Origin of the sequence: Chitinophaga sp., assembly GCF_035538455.1 — a bacterium.
GTDB lineage: Bacteria > Bacteroidota > Bacteroidia > Chitinophagales > Chitinophagaceae > Chitinophaga.
Genome location: NZ_DATLKJ010000007.1, coordinates 1 through 21,715 on the forward strand (window position 1 = coordinate 1; position 21,715 = coordinate 21,715).

Annotated in this window: 24 protein-coding genes; 7 read left to right on the top strand and 17 right to left on the bottom strand. The window is 46.6% G+C overall.

From position 1 onward, the window contains the following. Window positions 1-33: 33 nt before the first annotated feature. Window positions 34-231 carry a hypothetical protein gene (locus VM802_RS00515; RefSeq protein ID WP_325526836.1) on the top strand — a complete coding sequence of 66 codons (198 nt, stop codon included), beginning with the start codon at window positions 34-36 and terminating at the stop codon, window positions 229-231. 283 nt (window positions 232-514) lie between these two features. Here VM802_RS00515 and VM802_RS00520 read toward each other — a convergent pair whose 3' ends face one another. Together VM802_RS00520 and gyrA are read right to left on the bottom strand one after the other, a co-directional pair. After that, window positions 515-1,768 carry a tetratricopeptide repeat protein gene (locus VM802_RS00520; RefSeq protein ID WP_325526838.1) on the bottom strand — a complete coding sequence of 418 codons (1,254 nt, stop codon included), beginning with the start codon at window positions 1,766-1,768 and terminating at the stop codon, window positions 515-517. Between the two features lie 176 nt (window positions 1,769-1,944). Beyond that, window positions 1,945-4,536 (bottom strand): DNA gyrase subunit A, encoded by a 2,592-nt coding sequence (gene gyrA, locus VM802_RS00525; RefSeq protein ID WP_325526839.1) that lies wholly within the window; start codon window positions 4,534-4,536, stop codon window positions 1,945-1,947. 421 nt (window positions 4,537-4,957) lie between these two features. Here gyrA and VM802_RS00530 point away from each other — a divergent pair, with 421 nt between their 5' ends. After that, window positions 4,958-6,283 carry a saccharopine dehydrogenase C-terminal domain-containing protein gene (locus VM802_RS00530; RefSeq protein ID WP_325526841.1) on the top strand — a complete coding sequence of 442 codons (1,326 nt, stop codon included), beginning with the start codon at window positions 4,958-4,960 and terminating at the stop codon, window positions 6,281-6,283. Between the two features lie 170 nt (window positions 6,284-6,453). Here VM802_RS00530 and VM802_RS00535 read toward each other — a convergent pair whose 3' ends face one another. The 7 genes from VM802_RS00535 to pdhA form a co-directional block, all read right to left on the bottom strand. Then, window positions 6,454-7,143 (bottom strand): SIR2 family NAD-dependent protein deacylase, encoded by a 690-nt coding sequence (locus VM802_RS00535; RefSeq protein WP_325526843.1) that lies wholly within the window; start codon window positions 7,141-7,143, stop codon window positions 6,454-6,456. Between the two features lie 10 nt (window positions 7,144-7,153). Continuing rightward, window positions 7,154-8,044: a DUF4349 domain-containing protein gene (locus VM802_RS00540; RefSeq protein WP_325526845.1), complete on the bottom strand. Its 891-nt coding sequence runs from the start codon at window positions 8,042-8,044 to the stop codon at window positions 7,154-7,156. 50 nt (window positions 8,045-8,094) lie between these two features. Next, on the bottom strand, window positions 8,095-8,505 hold the full coding sequence (locus VM802_RS00545) for an EVE domain-containing protein (RefSeq protein ID WP_325526847.1): 411 nt from the start codon (window positions 8,503-8,505) through the stop codon (window positions 8,095-8,097). Window positions 8,506-8,532: 27 nt separating this feature from the next. Continuing rightward, window positions 8,533-9,252, bottom strand: coding sequence for a (Fe-S)-binding protein (locus tag VM802_RS00550; protein WP_325526849.1), 720 nt, complete (start codon window positions 9,250-9,252; stop codon window positions 8,533-8,535). A 24-nt stretch (window positions 9,253-9,276) separates the two neighbouring features. Then, window positions 9,277-9,777, bottom strand: coding sequence for a 6,7-dimethyl-8-ribityllumazine synthase (gene ribH / locus VM802_RS00555; protein ID WP_325526851.1), 501 nt, complete (start codon window positions 9,775-9,777; stop codon window positions 9,277-9,279). Window positions 9,778-9,860: 83 nt separating this feature from the next. Further along, window positions 9,861-10,559, bottom strand: coding sequence for a tetratricopeptide repeat protein (locus VM802_RS00560; RefSeq protein WP_325526853.1), 699 nt, complete (start codon window positions 10,557-10,559; stop codon window positions 9,861-9,863). A 98-nt stretch (window positions 10,560-10,657) separates the two neighbouring features. Continuing rightward, window positions 10,658-11,650 (bottom strand): pyruvate dehydrogenase (acetyl-transferring) E1 component subunit alpha, encoded by a 993-nt coding sequence (gene pdhA / locus VM802_RS00565; RefSeq protein ID WP_325526855.1) that lies wholly within the window; start codon window positions 11,648-11,650, stop codon window positions 10,658-10,660. A 228-nt stretch (window positions 11,651-11,878) separates the two neighbouring features. Here pdhA and recF point away from each other — a divergent pair, with 228 nt between their 5' ends. Together recF and VM802_RS00575 are read left to right on the top strand one after the other, a co-directional pair. Next, a complete protein-coding gene (gene recF / locus VM802_RS00570) occupies window positions 11,879-12,958 on the top strand; it encodes a DNA replication/repair protein RecF (RefSeq protein WP_325526857.1) in 1,080 nt (359 codons plus the stop codon). Between the two features lie 171 nt (window positions 12,959-13,129). Beyond that, window positions 13,130-13,417: a DciA family protein gene (locus tag VM802_RS00575; protein WP_325526859.1), complete on the top strand. Its 288-nt coding sequence runs from the start codon at window positions 13,130-13,132 to the stop codon at window positions 13,415-13,417. 3 nt (window positions 13,418-13,420) lie between these two features. Here VM802_RS00575 and VM802_RS00580 read toward each other — a convergent pair whose 3' ends face one another. The 7 genes from VM802_RS00580 to VM802_RS00610 all read right to left on the bottom strand — a co-directional run bounded on the left by VM802_RS00580 (window position 13,421) and on the right by VM802_RS00610 (window position 18,457). Beyond that, window positions 13,421-13,936 carry a DUF4252 domain-containing protein gene (locus tag VM802_RS00580; RefSeq protein ID WP_325526861.1) on the bottom strand — a complete coding sequence of 172 codons (516 nt, stop codon included), beginning with the start codon at window positions 13,934-13,936 and terminating at the stop codon, window positions 13,421-13,423. A 21-nt stretch (window positions 13,937-13,957) separates the two neighbouring features. Further along, window positions 13,958-14,482: a DUF4252 domain-containing protein gene (locus tag VM802_RS00585; RefSeq protein WP_325526863.1), complete on the bottom strand. Its 525-nt coding sequence runs from the start codon at window positions 14,480-14,482 to the stop codon at window positions 13,958-13,960. Between the two features lie 32 nt (window positions 14,483-14,514). Beyond that, on the bottom strand, window positions 14,515-15,012 hold the full coding sequence (locus VM802_RS00590; RefSeq protein WP_325526865.1) for a PG0215 family putative anti-sigma factor: 498 nt from the start codon (window positions 15,010-15,012) through the stop codon (window positions 14,515-14,517). Then, window positions 15,002-15,517, bottom strand: coding sequence for a GFO_1088 family ECF-type sigma factor (locus tag VM802_RS00595; RefSeq protein WP_325526867.1), 516 nt, complete (start codon window positions 15,515-15,517; stop codon window positions 15,002-15,004). The genes VM802_RS00590 and VM802_RS00595 overlap by 11 nt, the downstream gene beginning before the upstream one ends. Before the next feature lie 196 nt (window positions 15,518-15,713). Beyond that, entirely contained in the window at window positions 15,714-16,769 is a 1,056-nt protein-coding gene (locus tag VM802_RS00600; RefSeq protein ID WP_325526869.1) for an ABC transporter permease, read from the bottom strand. Between the two features lie 8 nt (window positions 16,770-16,777). Further along, entirely contained in the window at window positions 16,778-17,872 is a 1,095-nt protein-coding gene (locus VM802_RS00605; protein WP_325526871.1) for a BT_3928 family protein, read from the bottom strand. 48 nt (window positions 17,873-17,920) lie between these two features. Beyond that, complete coding sequence (locus VM802_RS00610; protein WP_325526873.1) at window positions 17,921-18,457, bottom strand: DUF1599 domain-containing protein; 537 nt, start codon at window positions 18,455-18,457, stop codon at window positions 17,921-17,923. A gap of 101 nt (window positions 18,458-18,558) precedes the next feature. Here VM802_RS00610 and folP point away from each other — a divergent pair, with 101 nt between their 5' ends. From folP to VM802_RS00625, 3 genes are read left to right on the top strand one after another with little or no spacing between them, the layout of a single operon-like run. Beyond that, complete coding sequence (gene folP / locus VM802_RS00615; protein ID WP_325526875.1) at window positions 18,559-19,422, top strand: dihydropteroate synthase; 864 nt, start codon at window positions 18,559-18,561, stop codon at window positions 19,420-19,422. Between the two features lie 17 nt (window positions 19,423-19,439). Beyond that, window positions 19,440-20,252: a diadenylate cyclase gene (locus tag VM802_RS00620; protein WP_325526877.1), complete on the top strand. Its 813-nt coding sequence runs from the start codon at window positions 19,440-19,442 to the stop codon at window positions 20,250-20,252. 39 nt (window positions 20,253-20,291) lie between these two features. Then, window positions 20,292-20,690, top strand: coding sequence for a thiol-disulfide oxidoreductase DCC family protein (locus VM802_RS00625; RefSeq protein ID WP_325526879.1), 399 nt, complete (start codon window positions 20,292-20,294; stop codon window positions 20,688-20,690). 124 nt (window positions 20,691-20,814) lie between these two features. Here the strand turns inward: VM802_RS00625 and VM802_RS00630 are convergent, their stop codons facing one another. Beyond that, complete coding sequence (locus VM802_RS00630) at window positions 20,815-21,708, bottom strand: FKBP-type peptidyl-prolyl cis-trans isomerase (protein WP_325526880.1); 894 nt, start codon at window positions 21,706-21,708, stop codon at window positions 20,815-20,817. Between the last annotated feature and the right edge of the window lie 7 nt (window positions 21,709-21,715).

The following is a 21,715-nucleotide window of genomic DNA, read 5'->3' on the forward strand; positions in this document are numbered from 1 at the left end:
CTATTCAATTAATCATCTAAAAAGACAAACATCATGAAAAAAAGCCTGATCGCCGCTGTAGTAGTAATGAGCATTTCTGCTGCTTCTTTTGCACAAGCTCCTGCTGCTAAACCTGCAAAGAAAGAAAAAGCTAAATCTGAAGCTCCTGCTGCTGACTCTACTAAGAAAGGTGCTCACCACGAACACGCTAAGAAAGAGAAAGCTGCTCCTGCTCCTGCTAAAAAAGCATAATCGCTGCTATACAGCGTTTAAAATAAAAGTCCCGGTTGTCGTTCCTGACGCCGGGACTTTTATTTTATAGTTATGGCTTTACTCATTACGCAGGCATATGACTGCTTTCTGATAGCGCCCTATGCAGGCTGTACCAGCTGTAATTCAATTACAGCCCTCCTTCAGAAAGGAATAGTTATTCAATAAAGTAAAAGCCCGTCATTCATGGAATGACGGGCTTTTACTTTATTGATACAGATGTGATCATCAGTTTAGTCTTCTCACATCATCAAGCATCATGGGCCTATTTAAGGGCATCCAGTTTCTTCTTCACAGTTTCTACTTTATCGTTCTGGTTTTTGATAGCGTAGATTTTCTGCAAAGCATACAGGCAGCTTTCGTAAGTCTGCTTGTCGGAAGCATCGAGGTTACCACCTTTGGCGGTGAAGCTGGCGTCAGCTTTTTCGAAGAAAGGCAATGCCTGGTTCATCAGACCTTCAACTTTACCCTGCAGTTCTTTTGCTTTGGGAGAAGTCTGTTGTTTGCTGTCCAGTTCATTGAGTTGTTTGTTATGTACAACGGCGCGGTTAAAGTAGAGAGCACCCAGCTGGAAGTTAGCAGTAGCGTCAGCAGGAGACATTTCTATTGCTTTTTTGTAGTTGGTTTCTGCTTTACCGATCAGCTCTTCGTAGTTAGCTGGTTTAGGCGCGTCGTTACCGTTGTTATCGCGGGGATTAGCCATGTTGTCCAGGCGGATAGCGTAGTCGAGTACGGCAGCCTGGTCAGTAGGGTTTTCCTGGATTTTCTTTTCGAGCATGCTGATCAGCTGATCGGTTTTACCGGTTTTGCTGTAGTATGCCATTTCCATATCGTTGAAACGTTTATCCTTAGGGAATAAAGTTTTACCCTGTTCGATAATTTTTATCCAGTTAGCCTGGTCGCCTTTTTCTTCATAGAGCTGGCCGAGCACTACGTACAGTGCAGGCTCACCTTTGAATTGCAGGTCAGCGGCTTTTTTCAGGAATGTTAAAGCGTCGTCTTTTTTGCTGGCCTGGAAAGCAGCGTAGCCTGTGTAGAAAGTAAGTGCGGTATCAGTAGGGATAGAGCCACCGAGGTTTTTGCTATTGTAGAAATCAGCGACAGAGAAAGCATCTTTGAATTTCACTACAGAAGAGTCCCATTTCTGTTCGTTCAGGAAACCATATCCGGCGTTAGCTACAGTAGCATATACATTGAAGAGAGGCTGGTTCATTTCGAGGATAGCCTCTTTCATTTTGGGATCTATTTCCAGTGCTTTTTTGAAGGAGGAAAAAGCTTCGAGCGCCAGATCTGCACTTTTCTGTTTGGTGCCCATAGCCTCGAGAATTTTACCGTTCACCAGCCATGTTTTAGCATCGTTCTTTGTTTTATCGTTTTGTAACGCTGCGTCGATGTCTGCTTTTGCTTTTTCCAGGTCTTGTTTTTTCAGGTTCTCATCTGCACTGCTGACTTTTGCTCTTTGAGCCATAACAGTCATACCGGCTGAGCAAAAGAGTAGAGATACCAGTAATTTTTTCATGTCTTGAGTTTTTTTAGTTGCTGATTACAATAAGAGTATGGTGCTCCAATAAACGCTATACAACCGGAAATACAGTTACCACTAAGGCCGGCATATATTTTTTAAAGGATGTGCATGAAAGGCCGTTTAAGGCGGCCCTTCATGCACAATGTGTTTGTATTAACTGATAATCCGGGTTATGCTTCCGGTGCTGTATCTGTTTCTTCAGCAGCGGCATCCTGTTCTGGTGCGTTGGTGTTATCTGCTCCTTCAGTTGCTTCAGTACCTCCATCTTCTCCTTCCGCTACTTCTGCTTCGATATCTTCCTGTTCGTCCAGGCTTGCTACAGCTGCGATTTCATCTGTTTCATCCAGGCGGATCAGGCGAACACCCTGTGTGGCGCGGCCAGCCTCGCGGATATCAGCAACGGCCATTCTGATGGTGATACCGGATTTACAAGTGATCATCAGATCATGTTTCTCCGTTACATCCAATATGGCGATCAGGTTACCGGTTTTCTCCGTGATGTTGATGGTTTTCACACCTTTACCACCTCTGTTGGTGATACGGTATTCTTCGATATTTGTCCGTTTTCCGAAACCCTTTTCAGACACCACCAGTACTGTTCTGGATGCATCGTCCTTGTCTACACAAATCATACCAACTACCTCATCACGTTCTCCGTCGACTTCGATACCTCTTACGCCGATAGCGCCACGACCGGTGTCGCGCACGGTTACTTCAGGGAAGTGGATAGCGCGGCCGCTTTGGATAGCCATCATAATCTGGCTGTTACCATGTGTGAGCTTTGCTTCCAGCAGCTGGTCGCCTTCATTGATGGTAATGGCATTAACACCGTTCTGACGGGGACGGGAGAACTCTTCCAGCAGGGTTTTCTTAATGATACCCTTCTTGGTGCAAAGTACGATATAGTGATTGTTGATGAAGTCTTTGTCGCCCAGATCCTTGATGTCGATGATAGCGCGGATCTTATCGTCGCCGGGCAGCTGGATCATATTCTGGATAGCCCTTCCTTTACCGCTCTTTTCTCCTTCAGGAATCTCATATACTTTGAGCCAATAACAGCGGCCTTTCTCGGTAAAGAACAGCATGGTGTGGTGCGTGGAGGCAACGAACAAGTGTTCGATGTAATCTTCATCGCGGGTTTTTCCGCCGATAGCGCCGCGGCCACCGCGTTTCTGCTGACGGTAGTCGTATGCGGAAGTACGTTTGATATAACCCAGGTGAGAAATAGTGATTACTACATCTTCCTCGGCAATGATATCTTCAATCCTCATCTCGCTGGCGAGGTACTGGATTTCGGTCTTGCGTTCGTCTCCGAAACGTTTCTTCACATCTTCCAGTTCTTCTTTGATGATCTTCATACGGAGTGATTCATCACTCAGTACCTCTTTCAGGTAGGTGATGAGTTTCATGATCTCATCGTATTCAGCGCGGATCTTATCGCGTTCCATACCGGTAAGGCGTTGCAGACGCAGCTCCAGGATAGCTTTTGACTGGATTTCGGAGAGGCCGAATTTCTCCATCAGGCCTTCTTTTGCTTCTTCAGGTGTAACGGAAGCGCGGATCAGCGCAATCACTTCATCCAGGTGATCCAGCGCAATCAGGAAGCCTGCGAGGATGTGCGCTTTTTCTTCTGCTTTACGCAGTTCAAAACGTGTTCTGCGTGTTACAACTTCGTGGCGGAAGTCAATGAACTCCACCAGCATATCTTTCAGGTTCAGGATACGCGGACGGCCTTTTACAAGGGCGACGTTGTTGATACCGAAAGAAGTCTGCAGTTCGGAATATTTAAACAGCTGGTTTACGATTACGTTGGAGATAGCCTCACGTTTGAGATCGATCACCAGGCGCATACCTTCGCGGTCACTTTCGTCGCGCACGTCGGTGATGCCTTCGATGATCTTGTCGTTTACGAGTTGGGCGATCTTCTGGTGCAGTACGGCTTTGTTGATCTGGTAAGGCAGTTCGTAGATTACCAGTTTTTCGCGGCCGTTTTTGGCGGTTTCCACGTTCACTTTACCACGTACTACGACTCTGCCTCTACCGGTTTCAAAGCCTTGTTTAACGCCTTCAAAACCGTAGATAATGCCACCTGTCGGGAAGTCGGGGGCTTTGATATATTTTATCAGTTCTTCGGTGGTGATGTCGCGGTTATCGATGTAGGCGATAGCGCCCTCGACTACTTCACCGAGGTTGTGCGGCATAATGTTCGTGGCCATACCTACTGCGATACCGGAGGCACCGTTCACGAGCAGGTTAGGAATTCGTGTAGGCAGTACCGTTGGTTCTTCGAGCGTATCGTCGAAGTTGCTGGTAAAGTCTACAGTTTCCTTTTCAATGTCTTCCAGCATGGCTTCTGCGATCTTCTGCAGGCGGATTTCCGTATAACGCATGGCTGCGGGCATATCGCCGTCCACCGAACCGAAGTTACCCTGACCATCCACCATTGGATAGCGCATGCTCCAGGGCTGTGCCAGACGTACTATTGTGTCGTAAATGGAGGAGTCACCGTGCGGGTGATACTTACCCATTACTTCACCGACAATACGTGCTGATTTCTTGTAAGGCTTGTTGCTGTGGTTGCCCAGCTCGTTCATGCCGAATAGAACGCGGCGATGTACAGGCTTCAAACCATCTCTCACATCCGGTAAGGCACGACCTACGATAACAGACATAGAATAATCTATGTAAGCCGTTTTCATTTGTTCTTCAATATTGATCTGAACAATCCTACCTTCCTGCTGATTTTCCGTATGCTCTGTCATTTTTGTGTGTTGATTTACAGTTTTTTCTGCTGAAAACAGATAGGGGCAAATATAGCCATTTCAGCCCTTATTATCTCCTAAAAAAGCAGAAATGTGAATAAAAAAGACAATAGGGATAAACGTTTATATCGTAATAATCACATATGATTCATTTCAGATATGAGCGGCAACTATTTACCTGCGTTCTGCGTTATAACAATAAAGGCTATAATTACAGTTAATCCTAAATATGTATAGTTATGACGATATGATAGAATTTAAATATTGGCAAAGTATTTGTTTTTAATGGTCTGAAAATCAATACACGAATCAAAGGAAATCATTCGTAAAACTGTCAACCTTCGGATTTTAGCTGAAATTCGAACATAAACAAGTAAAAAGCTGTTATTCCCCTGATTCTTAACTACTTTTCTCAAAGATTATGAAGAACATATTATTGTTCGGTGCCGGTAAATCGGCAACAAGTCTGATCGATTATCTGCTCACCAATGCACCCCGGCAAAAATGGCATATTACCGTAGCTGATCACGACCTGATGTTGATAAAATCAAAGACCGGCAAATCTTATTATGCAACGCCGGCTGCCATCGATATCAAAGACCAGGCGGCCAGGCAGCAGCTGATCGAGGCAACAGACCTGGTCATCTCGCTGTTACCCCCTCACCTGCACATCACTGTTGCGAAAGATTGTCTGCATTTCAAAAAGAACCTGCTCACAGCTTCTTACATCGATCCGGAGGTACGAAAACTGGAAAAGGAAATTGAAAAAGCCGGCTTGCTCTTCATGTATGAAATGGGCCTGGATCCTGGCATTGATCATATGTCGGCCATGAAGCTCATTCACTCCATCGAAAAGAAAGGCGGACAGATATTCAGCTTCAAATCTTATTGCGGCGGGCTGATCTCCCCTGACAGTATTGATAATCCCTGGCAGTACAAGATCTCCTGGAATGCCCGTAATATAGTGCTGGCAGGTAGCTCTGGCGCCACTTACAGAGAAAAGGGCAAGGTAAAAGAGTTGAGCTACGAACAATTGTTTGACCATTCAAAAACGGTGCAGCTGCCGGGTCTCGGCAAGCTGGCCTACTACCCCAACCGGGATTCACTGGCTTACATGGACGTTTACAAGCTGAATAACATCGCTACTTTCATGCGGGCTACCCTACGCTTTCCTGACTTCTGCGAAGGCTGGAATGCGTTGGTAAAACTGGGCCTCACCAACGACACGGAGAAAATACAGACCGACCAGCTATCATACTACAACTGGGCTGTGCACAATATTCGCGCTGAGAAAGCGGCTTCTCATGAAGATGCGGTAGCCCACTACCTCGGCGTCAGCAGCAAATCAAAAGTGATCAGGCAGCTGAAATTCCTGGGGCTGCTGAATGGTGATGTCATCAATCTCGGAGAGCAGACCAGCGCCGGTATCCTGCAGCATCTTGTGGAAGACAAACTGAAGATGGAACCGGCTGATAAAGATATGATTGTGATGATGCATGAAATTGAGTTTGAGCGCCGGAACATGGCTACCAGGCTGCACAGTTACATGATCACACAAGGGGAAGACAATATGCGCACTGCCATGGCAAAAACGGTAGGATTGCCGCTTGGTATCCTTACAAAGCTTATATTGCAGGAGAAAATAAGTCTTACAGGCTTACAGATCCCGGTGATGCCAGAAGTTTATAATCCCGTATTAAAGGAACTGGAAGAATACGATATCAGGTTTGAGGAAAGCTTTGAATAACGCATCACTGCTACATATCATGGTTATCCTATGATAAACTCTGACTGAGTAGAAAGGTTTTGTGATAAGGGTGTATCCGGAGAGGGTACACCCTTTTTCTATTTTGCTATTTTGCTATTTTGCTATTTTGGGATTTTGGGATTTTGGAATTTTGAGATTTTGAGATTTTGCTATTTGGTTTCAGTGAGCAAGGTTAGCAGTTCCAGCACACCTGTTGTTGCCGGCATTTCAATGCGGGTAAGATTGCCGAACTCATTCACATCGGGCACTTTTTTATCAATGATATATTTGGGGATATGCGATGGTGCATAGTGCAGCAAATTGGCTGCGGGATATACCTGCAATGAAGTGCCAATCACTACAAAAATATCTGCATCCACTACTTCCTGCACTGCCGCTTCGATCATAGGCACAGCTTCACCGAACCAGACAATGTGTGGCCGCAGCTGTCCACCGTCTGCTGCGAGGTCGCCCAGCTTTATATCTTCTGTGATGTCATAGATCAGCTCTTCGTTGTTGACACTGCGCATCTTAAAGATCTCGCCATGAAGGTGCAGCACTTTAGAAGAGCCTCCACGTTCGTGCAGATCATCTATGTTCTGTGTGATGACGCATACGTTATAGTGCTCTTCCAGCCTGGCTAGTCCCTTGTGTGCATCGTTGGGCAACGCTGCTCTTACATCCCTGCGGCGGCAATTATAGAAATCCAGCACTACACCGGGGTTCTTTTGCCACCCCTGCGGAGAGGCTACTTCATACACGTCATATCCTTCCCAGAGGCCATCACTGTCGCGGAAGGTACGCAGTCCGCTTTCTGCGCTGATACCGGCTCCTGTGAGCACTACCAGTTTTGGTTCCATAGTTGTTGTTTTATTGAATGTTCATTGCAGTAGCTGCGGCAGCAGCGCTTCTCGTCTTCCGTCTCCTCCATATCTTCCTGATAAAAATAATGATAAAAACAATAATGACTACGAAAGGCCAACCGCCAATAATTCCCAGGCTCAGCTCCAGTAAACTGTTCCAGCCATCTTTCACAGACAGCCATGCACGGGCGAAGAAGTTGGACGACTGTGGGGCGGTATGGCTGAACGTCTGATAATATACCAGGGAGATAGTGCTATAGGCCACCTTATGATCGATATACTGCAAACGGCCCTTTGCGGCTTCCACGGATTCCCGTATCTCTTTCAGCTGCCCTTCCACTTCCAATACTTCTTTTACGTTTTTTGCCTGATGCAATAGTTCCAGGTAGCGTTTCTCCGTTTCCTCCCTGGCTTTCATCCGTGCGTCCAGATCCACGTATTCTTCTGTTACATCCTGGGAAGTGATGCGCTTTTCATTCAACTGGTATACGCCTCTGGTAAGGTTTTCCACGCAACTTTCAAATTGTGCTGACGGCACCCGGATTTCCATTTGATTACGCCATTCAAGACTGGTACGGCTTTCCGTTTCATCAGCAACAGCGCCTCCTGCCTTACTAACGATACCGGCTATACGACTTCTGGCGGCATCAAAATCAGTGACGGTGAAATTAATATGCGCATTCCTGATGATCTTCTGGGGAGTGGTTGCGGGATGGGGATCTGTTCTGAGCTGATCTGCAGCGGGAGCAGCGGGTGAAGTGGTACCTACTGCTGCTACCTCTTTTTCTTCCCCTTGTGTCTTTATTTCCTGAAGGGCCAGTGTATTACTACGGGAACGGCCGCACGAAAATAAGCATCCAAGGGTAACGGCGTAAATGATGAAACGGGGAATATTCATAAAAAGGAATTTCCTGTAAGATGTACGTCTTACAGGAATTCCATAAGTGCTTATTTCATGCCCCCCATTTCGAGGATGGTGTTGAACTCTTCTTCTTTCACATCACATACCGACAGGCGGCCTATACGGATGAGCGACATATTAGCCAGTTTCTTTTCGGCTTTCATTTCTGCCAGGGTAACTGGCTTCTTGAAAGGTTTCAGCGGCTTGAGGTCTACCACTACCCAGTTTGGATCCGGAGTGGTGGGGTCCTGGTAATGTTCTTTGGCAACGGTAGCGATACCCACGACAGCGAGACCTTCATTGCTGTGATAGAACAATACCTGGTCTCCTTTCTTCATCGCCTTGAGATTGTTACGGGCAGCGTAGTTGCGCACGCCGTCCCACGTTGTTACTTTATCTTTTACTAACTGATCCCATGAATACTTAAACGGTTCTGATTTCACCAGCCAATAATTCATTTGCATTTGTATTTAAGGATTAAGTAATCACCAGCCACTGGCCAGCACATCAGCGATATGCATGGTTTTGATATTGGTGCCGTGCTTACGGATATAGCCTTCCAGGTGCATGAGGCAGGACAGGTCTGTGGAAATGATATAGTCAGCGCCGCTGTTTACGGCATTGTTCACTTTCTGTTCCCCCATACCGATGGAGATGGGTTCGAACTTAACGGAGAAGGTACCGCCAAATCCGCAGCATACTTCGCAGTCGTTCATCTCTTTCAGCTCCAGGCCTTTTACCTTTTCGAGGAGTTTGCGCGGGCCTTGTTTGATCCCGCATTCCCGCAGCGCGCCGCATGCATCATGATAGGTGCCTACACCATTGAGGCTGGCGCCTACATCTGTTACGTGCAGTACATCTGTCAGGAATTCTGTGAACTCGTAGAGGTTCTTGCGGAGGAGTTTCACATCGTTGTGAGCGGCGGAGTTGTCGAACAGTTTACCATAGTAGTTCCGTACAAACCCTGTGCAGGAACCACTTGGCGCAACAATGTAGTCGAAGGTCTTGAAGTCCTTCACAAATTTGGTGGCCACAGAGCGGCATTCATCCTGGTAGCCTGCGTTATAGGCCGGCTGGCCGCAACAGGTCTGTTCCGCATTGTACGTCACGTTACAGCCCAGTTTCTCCAGCACTTTGACCATATTGAATGCTGTTTCAGGGAACAACTGATCAACAAAACATGGTATAAATAACTGTACATTCATCTGAATCGCTTTTAGCCTGAGCGGTTAGCCTTTAGCTAAACTTCTTTGTAAAGAAATCATCTTGAGGGCCGTAATGGCAGCCTCTTCTCCTTTATGACCATGAGCACCGCCAAGTCTGTCGAACGCCTGTTTTTCATTGTCTACGGTCAGTATACCGAAGATAACAGGAACAGGCAGCTGAAGGTTGAGTTGCAGGATCCCTTCTGTTACTGCTTTGCACACATAGTCGAAGTGCGGTGTTTCACCGCGGATCACGCAACCGAAAGCAACAATAGCGCCAGGCTGTCTGCCGGTGCCTTTGGTAGCTTCCCAATACTGCTTACAGGCGTAAGGCAGCTCAAATGCACCGGGAACGATTACCTTGTTGGTTTTGGATATTTTGTAGTGTGCCAGTGATTTTTCACAACCGGCTACCAGTTCATTCACGATGGTATCATTCCATTCGGTATATACCATAACAACACTGGCATCCTCCAGGTTGAGAATGCCAGCGTCATTTAATAAGCTTTTGTTATTTTCAGACATAGTCCTATCAGTTTTTTCTGCTGTTAACTATTAGCTTTCAGCTATCCGTTTGTGCCAACAGCTGAAAGCTAATAGCTAAACTCCTATTCTTTAACTACTCCCAGTCTCGCCAGGTACTTGTCCATTTCACGGCCTTCGTTGGTGAGCGGGAATTTTTCTTTGATTTCTTTGTAGATAGCGATAGCGTCCTGTGTCTTGCCTGTTTTTTCCAGGGCCATACCGGCGCGGAAGAGGTAAACAGGGGAAGTGAGTTCATTATCGTTAAAGTGGCCAGCTTTTTTATAGGCTTCAATACCTTCGCTGGTTTTGTTCAGTTCCATGTAAGCATCGCCCATGAGACCGAAGGCGGTGGGTTGCAGCAGCAGGTCATCGGCGCTGAAATCTTTCAGGATATCGATACCTTTCTGGAAGTCGCCCAGGCGGATGTAGCATACTCCTGCGCTATATTTAGCCAGGTTGCCTGCTTTGGTTCCACCATATTTGTTTATTACCTGTAAAAAACCGTAGTTATTACCATCACCGTTCAGTGCCAGCTTGAAAGAATCCACGGCGAAATAGTTTTGTGCATGGAAAACCATTTCCTGAGCTTTGGTTTCGTTAGGCTGTTTTACAAAACGGTTATAGGCGAAGAAACCGCCTACGACCACCACCACAGCCAGCAGGCCAATAGTGATCACGTTTTTGTTTTTAACGAAAAAGTCTTCTGCTTTGTGCATGGACTTCTCCAGGTCAAAATTTGTTGCAGGTTGCGGCGTAGTGGCTTTATCTTTAGTTTCTGCCATTTTAATGCGTAATTGTAATTGCTTGGTTAATTAAATAGGTATTAGCTATCAGCCCTTAACCTTACTGGTTAAAGGCTGATAGCTGTAAAACTTTTTCCTTAGTCTACGATGAAGGGATAGTCTTCCTGAACGTATACGTCCTTCAACAGTTCATCATCATCAGGCCATGGAGATTCTTCAGCGAAAGTAACACATTCTTCTACTTCTGCTTTTACGCGTTCGCTGATAGCTTCCAGTTCTGCTTCTGTAGCCCAGTTGTTTTTTACGATCAGGTTCAACACGCTAGTGATTGGATCCTGTTCTTTATATTCTTCCAGTTCTTCTTTGGTACGGTATTTAGCGGGGTCGCTCATAGAGTGACCACGGTAACGGTATGTTTTGATTTCCAGTAAAGTGGGACCGCCATTTTCACGGGCGCGCTTTACGGCTCTTCCGATACCCTCATGTACGTCTTCGCATTTCATACCGTCGATAGAATCGGCGGGCATTTCATAAGCGTCAGCGAGTTTGTAGATATCGAGTACGTTAGAGGTACGTTCAACTGAAGTACCCATCGCGTATCTGTTGTTTTCGCAAATAAAGATCACGGGCAGCTTCCATGTCATGGCCATGTTGAATGTTTCATGCAGGATACCCTGACGGGCAGCACCATCGCCGAAGAAGCAAAGTACCACATTATCAGTACCCTTGTATTGCTCAGCGAGGGCCAGGCCAGCGCCTGTACCTATCTGCGCACCCACGATACCGTGTCCGCCGAAGAAACCGTGTTCCTTGGAGAAGAAGTGCATACTACCTCCTTTACCTTTCGAACATCCTGTTGCCTTTCCATACAATTCAGCCATACAAGCCTTGGCAGAGATACCTTTGGCTATCGCCAGCGCGTGATCGCGGTACGCAGTGATGAATTTATCTTCCGGCTTCGTAGCGGTAATGGCACCAGCAGCGATTGCTTCCTGTCCGATGTACAGGTGACAAAAACCGCGGATTTTTTGCATTCCATACAATTGGCCTGTCTTCTCTTCAAAGCGGCGCAGCAAAAGCATCAATTCATACCAGTACAGATATGTCTCTTTGGTGAATTTCGTCTTCACGTCTGTTTTAGTTTGCACTCTTTCTAAATTTGTTCGCAAATATAACAGGAAAATCGTAAAATATAAATATCAATTCCAATTCCTATTAAATTATGCAAATTCATCAATTTCAAAGAGTTTTGCATTTAAATGGGGAATCCTGCGGGGGAACCACAGATAGCTGCAATAATGCTGCTGTTACAGATCCATTAAATTTTGTATATTTTTTCTAACATATAACTCTTCTCATTGCTGTATATTAAGAAAATATCGCTCGTTCAGTTTAAAAACTACAGCCAGCAACAATATCTCTTTCACAAAAGGATCGTTGGTATCACCGGCAGAAACGGCTCTGGTAAAACCAACCTCCTGGATGCCATCTATTACCTCTGTTTCACCCGCAGCTACTTTACCTCCAGCGAAAGCCAGAACACCCAGTATGATACCAACGGCTTCCGGCTGGAAGGCTTGCTCGAACGCGGCCAGCAGGAGGAGAAAATAGTGTGTACCGTAAAAGAGGGCAGAAAGGAAATAGCGCTCAACGACGATAAATACGACCGCTTCTCCCGCCATATCGGGCAGTTCCCGGCCGTTATGATAGCCCCGGATGACGCCGACATTATCCTCGGCGGCAGTGAAGAACGCCGTAAATGGCTTGACACCCTGCTGTCCCAGCTCTATCCTGACTATCTGGAACATCTTATCGTATATCAGAAAATACTCGTGCAGCGAAACAGCCTGCTCAAAAATATCGCTGCTACCGGTCAGCACCAGGATCACCTGCTGGATATATTCGACATGCAACTGATCCAACATGGCCAGCCTGTCTTTGAACTGAGGAGCAGCTTCCTGGGAACGTTCATTCCACAGGTGCAGCAGTTATACGATTTCATTGCAGGTAAACACGAGGTAGTGGATATACGTTATCTGTGCACTTTACAGGAGGAAGATTTTGCCAGTCAGCTCAATACGGCCAGGTACAAGGACTTCCAGCTGCAACGTACGACCTGCGGTATTCACCGCGATGATCTGTTATTCCTGCTCGATGAACACCCGATGAAGACGAGCGCTTCACAAGGTCAGCGCAAAAGTTTCCTGTTTGCCCTGAAGCTCGCGCAATACGAGGTATTGCGGCAACATAAAAATCTACCTCCGCTCCTGCTCCTGGATGACATATTTGAAAAACTGGACCAGGAAAGAGTCACCAGGCTTATTTCACTTGTATCCGGGCCTTCCTACGGTCAGGTGTTTATCACAGATACACATGCTGAAAGACTGCAACATGCTTTTGCTACTACTAATGAAGAGATTCAGCTGATAGAAATGTAGGAATTTTGGGATGTAGGGATGTAGGAATTTTTAAATGCAGCGAAGATGGAGTTCTGTTATGTATTTTATAAAACAACAATCAACAATCTTCGCTGTATTTAAAAATTCCCACATCCCAAAATTCCTAAATTCTTGCATTCCTAAATCCCAAAATTTCCTTAGTTTCGCGGCATGCGTCATGGAACAACCAGTATAGGAGATGCCCTTCGGGAATTTATGAACAAAAGCCGGCTCAAGCCCCGCCTTACAGAAGTGCGCATCCAGGAAAACTGGGAACAAATCATGGGCAAAACCATTGCACGCTATACACAGAGCATCCAGCTGATCGAGCGAAAGCTGATCATTACTACTACGGTGGCGCCGTTGAAACAGGAATTAACTTATTCGAAAGATAAGATCATCAAACTTGTGAATGAGATGCTGGGAGAGAATATCGTCAATGACGTGATGATCCGGTAGGTATCAGTTGATGGCAAAATGGTTGATCAGACCGTTGATATCGGATAGTTTAAGGCTGGTCTTCAGGTGTACAATCACGAAATCTTTATCATCCTGAATCAGCATCACCATATTCCCCAATTCATCGTCCTTTCCTTTATTCAGAATATCAATCAGGTGTCCTTTTTCGCGTACCTGCATCAATGGCTCAAAACGATCTTTCTGCTGCAGATTGTCTTTCAGTTTGCTGATGGCTTCCAGCGGCACATTTGTTCCTTCTTCATTAGAAATCGTATATACCTTCAGGCGGTGTACCTGCTTCAGTAACTTCCTGGTTGCGGCCACATCTTCATCATGACTGTTATTATCAAAGCTCAGGCACCAGCGGGCAAATTTCATAGCTGTGTTACCCAGTGTGACTTCATGCGTTTCCGCGTTTCCGTTACAGCTCCTGCGGAATTCGCGCAGGCTCTTTTCCTGTGCAGATGCAGCGCGAGTGAAGCAGGCCAGCATGCATACAGCGATTGTCAGTTTTTTCATGTGTCAGTTTTTTTCAGATGATCATTTCTTTTTCAGATTTTTCAGTTTGTCCATGCCCTGAATGTTGACAGAGCTGGCGATCTGGGAGAGTTCGGCGAGGTCGATGTCGCCGGTCAGGCTCATGGCCATGAATTCAGAGTTGCTTCCTACCAGCATGATCAGTTCGCTGATGTTGCCACGAGCATTTTCCTTCACCATGAACTTCAGATCGCTGTCTTTATCACGCACCGTCATCAGTTCCTGAAAATCGCTGGTGAGAAAAGCAGCAGCCTCTTTATACAGGCGGGGTCCGTCTTTGGTGCCTTCTTTGGACAGGATACGCAGGCCTTTGAGTTTTTGCACCACTCTCATCAGGTTCCTGGCATCGGGATCATTGAGATCCAGTTTGGAGAACATAGAGAACATTTTCGGGGTAATACTTACCACGGTGAAGTTCCGGTCGTTCTCGTACTTCTGGAAAAAGCGGTCGGCCACGCCGCCCGACTGAGCGTATAGGTGCATGCTCATGACGACCGCAATCAGTAATAAAAGTGAACGTTTCATCATTGTGTATTTATACCAGGTTTTATAATGGACCGTTAATTTTTGCCTTCTATTTTATCCGTGGCTTCGTTGAAGTAAGACAGTTTCTGCATCTTGTCTGTTCCCTTGTTGAGGTTCCTGGCAAGCAATTGCAGGGCTTTCTTTGTTTCATCGAAGGCGCGTTGCGGGTCTTCAATATCACCATGCTGCCATGCAGCAGCTACCACCCGTTCCTGCCGCTGTTGCTGTTTCATAGCGTAACCAATACCGATAGCCATCAGTAATACCGCCGCATATTTCATCCAGTGCTGCAGCGGCGACATAGTGACTACTTTCATTTCCGGTGCGGGCGGGAACTCCTTCAGCGGCGGCAGCTCATATACTGTTACTTCTTCCTCATGGAAAAACTGAAACAGTGGCATTGCTTCTTTCAGATCGTCCGGCATGTCCGGATGTGCGGTGCTGAAAAACCTGCGTAACAGCGCCTCTTCTTCGAGGCTTGTCTCCCCTTCCCAGTATTTTTCCAGCAAAGCGCTGATTTTCTTATACTCCATATACCTGCAGATTTTGTAGTTTCTCCCGCACCATTTTGCGCGCCCGGTGCAGGTTCACTTTAACTTCATTCATATCCAGCTCCAGGATGTCGGCTATTTCCTGGTAAGCATAACCATCTATGTCTCTCAGTTGTATAATAGTCTGGTACTTTTCAGGCAGGCTGCCGATCACCCTGCGTACCTTTTGCATCACATCATTCTGTTCGGCCACCGCATGCGGGCTGTGTTGCTGTAGTGCGGGCATCTCTCCTGCCCTGTCCAGTTCATCGGCCATACGGTACTTCTTCGATTTTATTTTGTCCAGGGCCAGGTTGCGTGTAATACGCATGCACCACGCTTCCATATTTTGCAGCTCCTTCATCTTCTCCGGCATGCTCCACACCTTCATCAGAGCGTCCTGCGTAATATCCTGCGCGTCTTCCTCATTACCCAGCAGGCGGAATGCAAAGCGGTAAAGCTTTTGCCTGACGGGAATTACCTGAGTAAGAAACAATTCTAATGACATGCAGAATAGGCGGTTTATAAAGAAGACGACTAATAAAAAAAGATGTTACAAAATATTTTGAGATTTTTTTATTTAGATATTTAGTTATTTGAAATGCAGCGGAGATTGACGTTATATAACGTTATATGGGGGAACATTTGTTGATCTTCGCTGCATTTCAAATAACTAAATACCTAAATATCTAAATAAGAAAATCTCAAAATATCTTTATTCTGGGATCTACGAGAGAATACAACAGATCGGCGAGAATGTTTACCAGTACAAATATACCGGCTGTGAAGAGGATAGCTCCCATGACAACGGGGAAATCGAATTTATCCAGGGCATCGACGGTGACCTTACCGATACCTTTCCATCCAAATATATACTCGACAAAGAAAGCGCCCGCCAGCAGTTCGGCGAACCAGCCTGTGATAGCGGTGATCACGGGATTGAGGGCATTCCGGAGCGCATGGCCCCAGATTACGCGTTGTTTTGAAAGTCCTTTGGCGTAGGCTGTACGGATATAGTCCTGGTGCAGTACATCCAGCATGGCGCTGCGGGTGAGCTGTACGATGATTGCCAGCGGGCGTATTCCCAGAGTAATGGCCGGGAGCACCAGATTGCGCAGGTTGAGTACGCGCCCTTTAAACGGGTCTATATCATAGAGGCTGCCGGTCATATGCAACCCGGTGTAATCGCTCCATACAAACCCAAACAAGTAAGCCAGTACGATGCCTGCAAAGAATGAAGGAGCGGAAATGCCCACCACACTTGCAAATACGGCGCTGGTATCCATCCAGGTGTTTTGCTTTACGGCAGACAGCACCCCCAGGGCCACTCCCATCACCGTGGCAAAAAGCATAGCTGCCACGGCGAGCAGCAACGTGCCGGGCAAAGCGCCTGTAAGTATCTCCCACACCTGCTTCTTTCCCTGGTAGGAACGGCGCAGATAAGGCGTTTTGAGAACGATGATTTTCTCTTTTGATATATGCGTGAGTGTTATATAGTGCAGATTCTCTTCCGCTTCCTTTATTGTATGCACACCCAGCGGGGAAAGATCGTTTACATAAAGCAGGAACTGCATCCCTACCGGCTGGTCGAGATGCAGTTCCTTCCTTACATTTTCCAGTGATGATATATCTGCACGCTGTCCCAGTGTAAGCCTGGCAGGATCTCCCGGCAATACGTTGAACAGGAAGAACACCAGTACCACTACGCCGAATAGCACCAATAATCCATAACCTGTTTTACGAAGCAGAAAGCGTGGCATAGATAATATTATTTGATGGCTTTGCTGAAATCGTTATGATGCCATTTGCCTTTGATAGTGCCCTTGTCCAGCAGTATCAGGCAAGGATTGCTTCTTCCGGCTGTTTTTATGGCTACGCCGTCCATTTGTACGAAGGGGAATTCCAGTCCGTGCTGCTGACGGAAGGCAGCGATCTGCTCTTTGGTAGATGCGGTAACGCCATAGATCTGCACCTGTTGGTTCTTCCATTTCTGTTGCAGGGCTTTTATTTCATTATCCCATCCTTTGCCTGCTTCATTCACATTCAGTACGAGGAAGAGATAAACAGGCTTCTGCTCATTCAGGATTGCCTCGGTTTGATTGACGCCATCGAGGTCTGTCAGGATGAAATCCTTGATAGCCGGTTCTGCATTCCCTTTCTTCACCAGCTTGTCTTTCCTGTCAACGAACTTCCAGGTGCTGTCTGACCAGGGATAGTTATCTGCTGTAAATTCCTTCTTCGTTCCGTTCTTCTCATAAATAAATATCATCTCATACACGTCAGGGGTAGCGCCTGGGGGCAGTTTCATCTTCTCGGGGATATTATTACCTACCTTATATGGCAGACAATCCACGAAAGGAAGATGCTTCAGGGTATACCACTGAATGCCGAAAGAGAATATGGCCGCAAGGAGCATCACGAGGCCCGTTCCTCTGAACAGGGGCTGTATGCGGTTGCGGGAGAAAAATATTATGAGGATCATTACCAGCAGCGCAATGTCTTTCCAGAAGGTCTGCGAAGCGGTCAGTTTGATGCAGTCGCCGAAGCAGCCGCATTCACGGATGGTACCGCTGAACAGTGCGTATCCGGTGAGGAAGGTGAAGAAGATAATGAGGAGCAGCAGCAATACAGAAAAGATCCTCATGCGGTATCCCAGCAATACTGCGACGCCGGCAATGATCTCAAAGGCATTCATGATAATGGAGAATGCAAGCGAGTAAGGCGACAGGAAGGTAAGATGCAGTACCTCAAAAAACTCGTCCATCTTATAACTCAGGCCCAGCGGGTCATTCGCCTTCACCAGTCCGGAGAAGATGAACAGCACGCCAACGATGATACGCAACAGGTTCAGGATAACTTTCATAAAATAGTTAATGGTTTGGTAAATGGCTAATATAGTTACAATCTCCTGTTACTCCTCACTAATCTTGATGAGCGCAAAGAGCCCATAGTTGACGATGTCCGTATAATTGGCGTCAATGCCTTCAGAGACAAGGGTTACGCCTTTGTTGCGCAGGATCTGTTTGATGCGCAGTAATTTGGTAAGAATGAGATCTGTGAATGATTCCTGGCTGAGACTTCTCCATGCTTCGCCGTAGTCATGGTTCTTGGCATTCATGACGTCCTTTACCTCAGCAGCATATTTATCATACAGTGCGGTGGCTTCATCGACAGGTAGGTCCGTATAGGGGTTACCGTTCTGCTGCAACTGAATGAGGCCGATGATACCATAATTAACGATGGCTTTGAATTCTCCATCGATGCCGTCTTCCACTTTTTGCGTGCCTATTTCCTGCAGATTGCGGATACGCTGCGCCTTGATAAAGATCTGATCCACTACAGAGATCGGGCGCAACACACGCCACGATGTGCCGTAGTCTTTCGTCTTCTTGATAAAAATGTCTCTGCAACCCGCTACTGCGGCCTCATATTGTGCTAAAGTATCCATAATCAGAACTGATAAAATATAAAATGTAAGTACTCAGGCGCTTTTAATCGTCACTCCTTGTTTACATTGCTTAAATTTGCAGGGCAAAATAAAGAATTTCCATGAGACCGCACCATATCAACATCGCACAGGCACCAGCTGTTAACTGCCGCGGGCAATTATTGTCGCTGGCCAGCCCGGTAGTAATGGGAATCATTAATGTTACAGACGATTCATTTTATGAGGGCAGCCGTACGCATAGCCTGCACCAGGTAATTGAGAAAGCAGGCCAGCATCTGCAGGAAGGTGCAGCCATACTGGATATTGGCGCGCAGAGCACGAGACCGGGCGCAGCGCTGATTGGCGAGGAAGAGGAAGTAAGAAGACTGTTACCGGCTATCCATGCTATACTCAATCGCTATCCCAAAGTGATCCTTTCTATAGATACGTGGTATGCAGGCGTTGCCGAAAAAGCTGTGCTGGCGGGCGCTTCCATCATAAATGATATTAGTGCGGGCGATCTTGATCCTGATATGATCCCTTTGATGGGCAGGTTACAGGTTCCCTATATTGCTATGCACATGCAAGGAAAACCCGCCACCATGCAGCATAAGCCGCACTATGAGGACGTGGTGAGAGAAGTACTGGATTACCTCGCGAAAAAGCTGGAGCAGTGCCGCACTGCCGGGGTAAAGGACTTCATCGCTGATCCCGGCTTCGGTTTCGGCAAAACACTGGAGCATAACTATGCCCTGCTGAAAGAGCTTCACCTGTTTCATGAAATACTGGGAGTGCCCGTATTAACGGGTATCTCCCGGAAATCGATGATCCATAAATTACTGAACATTACCCCTGCTGAAGCATTGAACGGTACCACTGTGCTGAACACCGTCGCGCTACAGCAGGGCACCCATATATTAAGAGTACACGACGTAAAAGCTGCTGTGGAAGCAGTACGGATAACGGATAAACTGAAAGGCAATTAATTTCTATTTTTACAATTATGAAGGAAGTAGTACAATTTTATGGATATGAGTTTCGCTGGCTGAACGTTGTAGACCTGGTGATCGTTATTTTTTTAATCATACAGCTATACCGCTTGCTGAAGGGCAGTCTTGCCTTCAACATCTTCGTGGGGCTGCTGATGGTTTATGCGGTATATTTCCTGGTGAGGGCCCTGCAGATGCCTATACTGACCTCAATCCTGCAGAACTTTATCAATGTAGGTATCCTTGCCATCATCATTATTTTTCAGCCGGAGATACGGAAGTTTCTGCTGGTATTAGGTAAGAAAACGCCACTGAGTAAGGATAGTTTCTTTACCAAGCTGTTCCTGCCGGATAAATTCAAAAGCTATAAGGACGAAGAGAATATCATCAATGAGATCACCACAGCGGTAAGCCGTATGCAGGCTACCAACACCGGCGCACTCATTGTAATAGCGACCACCTACCGCCTGAAATTTGATACGGCCTCCAGTATTACCATAGATGGTAATGTCAGCACCAAGCTGATCGAAAGTATTTTTGAAAAACACAGCCCGCTGCACGACGGTGCGCTGATCATTGTAGGCAACAAAGTACTTGCAGCCAAAGTGATACTACCTGTTTCCGAGAATCCCAATCTGCCTACCCGCGTAGGTCTGAGGCATCGCTCAGCGGTGGGTATTACGGAGCATAGCGACAACCTCGCCATTATCGTATCTGAAGAAAGAGGTACCGTTTCCTATGCGCAGGATGGTCAGCTTACCATGGACATCTCGCTGGAAGACCTGAAGGTGAAACTGTATGAAGTGCTGATAGATGGATATGCGTGAGGTAAACAGGCATTAGAAGCTAAAGGTAATGATATTAAAATGGGAGAAGGAATTATATTGTTTGATGGAGTCTGTAATTTCTGTAATGCCAGTATCAACTTTGTAATCCGGCATGACAGGAAGGGATACTTTCATTTTGCCCCGCTGCAATCTGCAGTAGCAGCGCAATTGGGGCAGCAATATCATTTCAGTCCATCGGCCTTGTCGTCAGTAGTACTCGTTGAAAACGGGAAGGCCTATACGAAAAGCGGTGCAGCTCTTCACATAGCGAAGCGGTTGCCACTCCCCTGGAAACTGGCTTTTATTTTTATAGTGGTACCGCCCTTTATCAGGGACCGGGTTTATGGCTGGATAGCCCGAAACCGCTACAGGTGGTTTGGCAAACAGGAAGCCTGTATGGTACCGACAGCTGATGTCAGATCCCGTTTTCTGTTATGATGGAGGCGATGGGTCTACTAAAAGGCGAAACCCTGCACGGTATAAAACCATGCAGGGTTTCGCTTTTTATCTTCTCTATGATCTTCGCTCATCACCGGAATCGCAAAAACCATAAAAATCATTGTTACTTTTTGGCAGCAGGCGCAGCAACAGGAGCCGGGGCTGGTGTTGGAGCAGGTGCAGGAGCGCCAGCTTTAATATCTACGAGTTGTACATCAAATACCAGGATAGAGTTAGCAGGAATTGCCGGAGGGCTTCCCTGTAAACCGTAAGCCAGTGTGGAAGGAATTACCAGGGTAGCTTTGGAACCTTTTTTCAGTCCGCTCAGACCAGCATCCCAACCTTTGATCACGAAGCCGCGACCGATAGGGAATTTGATAGGCTCTAAAGGCATACCGGGGCGAAGTGTAGAATCCAGGCTGGAGTCAAATACTTTACCGGAAGTCAGTTTACCAGTGTAATGAACTACTACGGTATCGCCAGCGTTCGGCGTGTTGCCGGTACCTTCCTGGGTAACGGCTACGTATACGCCTTCAGCGTTTTTGGTAGCGTTGATTTTATTTTTCTCCAGGTATTCCTTGATCTGTTTTTCGTCTTTCTCTTTCTGTTTAGATGCAGAGAAAACGTTTTCGATCGCGAAAGTGATTTTCAGCTTATCACCTTTTTTACCAAATGGAGGACGTTCCTGTGCAGGAATTGAATCCCAGGGAATAACGAAAGTAGCGCTGTCGCCTTCATGCAGGAGCGCGATGCCTTCCATCAGATCGAATTTGTTCTGAGGTTTGGAAATCAGCACAGGGATGGGTGCGCCTACAATTTTGCGGGACTCATTGATAACTGAGTCGTTGAGACGCTGAGCTACATTGAGCAGAACAGTATCTCCCAGCTTCAGTTGTGCACCGCTGCCGGATTTGTGAACGATATATTCAATACCGCTGGGTGTCTTTTTAACACCAGTTCCGCAGCTGGCTAATAACAAGCCGCAGGCTGCAACTAATAACTGATTTTTTCTTTTCATTTGATTG

Bases quoted from the DNA above. Each gene is read 5' to 3' on its own strand.
- VM802_RS00515 (WP_325526836.1), top strand. From the start codon at position 34: ATGAAAAAAAGCCTGATCGCCGCTGTAGTAGTAATGAGCATTTCTGCT.
- VM802_RS00520 (WP_325526838.1), bottom strand. From the start codon at position 1,768: ATGAAAAAATTACTGGTATCTCTACTCTTTTGCTCAGCCGGTATGACT.
- gyrA (WP_325526839.1), bottom strand. From the start codon at position 4,536: ATGACAGAGCATACGGAAAATCAGCAGGAAGGTAGGATTGTTCAGATC.
- VM802_RS00530 (WP_325526841.1), top strand. From the start codon at position 4,958: ATGAAGAACATATTATTGTTCGGTGCCGGTAAATCGGCAACAAGTCTG.
- VM802_RS00535 (WP_325526843.1), bottom strand. From the start codon at position 7,143: ATGGAACCAAAACTGGTAGTGCTCACAGGAGCCGGTATCAGCGCAGAA.
- VM802_RS00540 (WP_325526845.1), bottom strand. From the start codon at position 8,044: ATGAATATTCCCCGTTTCATCATTTACGCCGTTACCCTTGGATGCTTA.
- VM802_RS00545 (WP_325526847.1), bottom strand. From the start codon at position 8,505: ATGAATTATTGGCTGGTGAAATCAGAACCGTTTAAGTATTCATGGGAT.
- VM802_RS00550 (WP_325526849.1), bottom strand. From the start codon at position 9,252: ATGAATGTACAGTTATTTATACCATGTTTTGTTGATCAGTTGTTCCCT.
- ribH (WP_325526851.1), bottom strand. From the start codon at position 9,777: ATGTCTGAAAATAACAAAAGCTTATTAAATGACGCTGGCATTCTCAAC.
- VM802_RS00560 (WP_325526853.1), bottom strand. From the start codon at position 10,559: ATGGCAGAAACTAAAGATAAAGCCACTACGCCGCAACCTGCAACAAAT.
- VM802_RS00575 (WP_325526859.1), top strand. From the start codon at position 13,130: ATGCGTCATGGAACAACCAGTATAGGAGATGCCCTTCGGGAATTTATG.
- VM802_RS00580 (WP_325526861.1), bottom strand. From the start codon at position 13,936: ATGAAAAAACTGACAATCGCTGTATGCATGCTGGCCTGCTTCACTCGC.
- VM802_RS00585 (WP_325526863.1), bottom strand. From the start codon at position 14,482: ATGATGAAACGTTCACTTTTATTACTGATTGCGGTCGTCATGAGCATG.
- VM802_RS00590 (WP_325526865.1), bottom strand. From the start codon at position 15,012: ATGGAGTATAAGAAAATCAGCGCTTTGCTGGAAAAATACTGGGAAGGG.
- VM802_RS00595 (WP_325526867.1), bottom strand. From the start codon at position 15,517: ATGTCATTAGAATTGTTTCTTACTCAGGTAATTCCCGTCAGGCAAAAG.
- VM802_RS00600 (WP_325526869.1), bottom strand. From the start codon at position 16,769: ATGCCACGCTTTCTGCTTCGTAAAACAGGTTATGGATTATTGGTGCTA.
- VM802_RS00605 (WP_325526871.1), bottom strand. From the start codon at position 17,872: ATGAAAGTTATCCTGAACCTGTTGCGTATCATCGTTGGCGTGCTGTTC.
- VM802_RS00610 (WP_325526873.1), bottom strand. From the start codon at position 18,457: ATGGATACTTTAGCACAATATGAGGCCGCAGTAGCGGGTTGCAGAGAC.
- folP (WP_325526875.1), top strand. From the start codon at position 18,559: ATGAGACCGCACCATATCAACATCGCACAGGCACCAGCTGTTAACTGC.
- VM802_RS00620 (WP_325526877.1), top strand. From the start codon at position 19,440: ATGAAGGAAGTAGTACAATTTTATGGATATGAGTTTCGCTGGCTGAAC.
- VM802_RS00625 (WP_325526879.1), top strand. From the start codon at position 20,292: ATGGGAGAAGGAATTATATTGTTTGATGGAGTCTGTAATTTCTGTAAT.
- VM802_RS00630 (WP_325526880.1), bottom strand. From the start codon at position 21,708: ATGAAAAGAAAAAATCAGTTATTAGTTGCAGCCTGCGGCTTGTTATTA.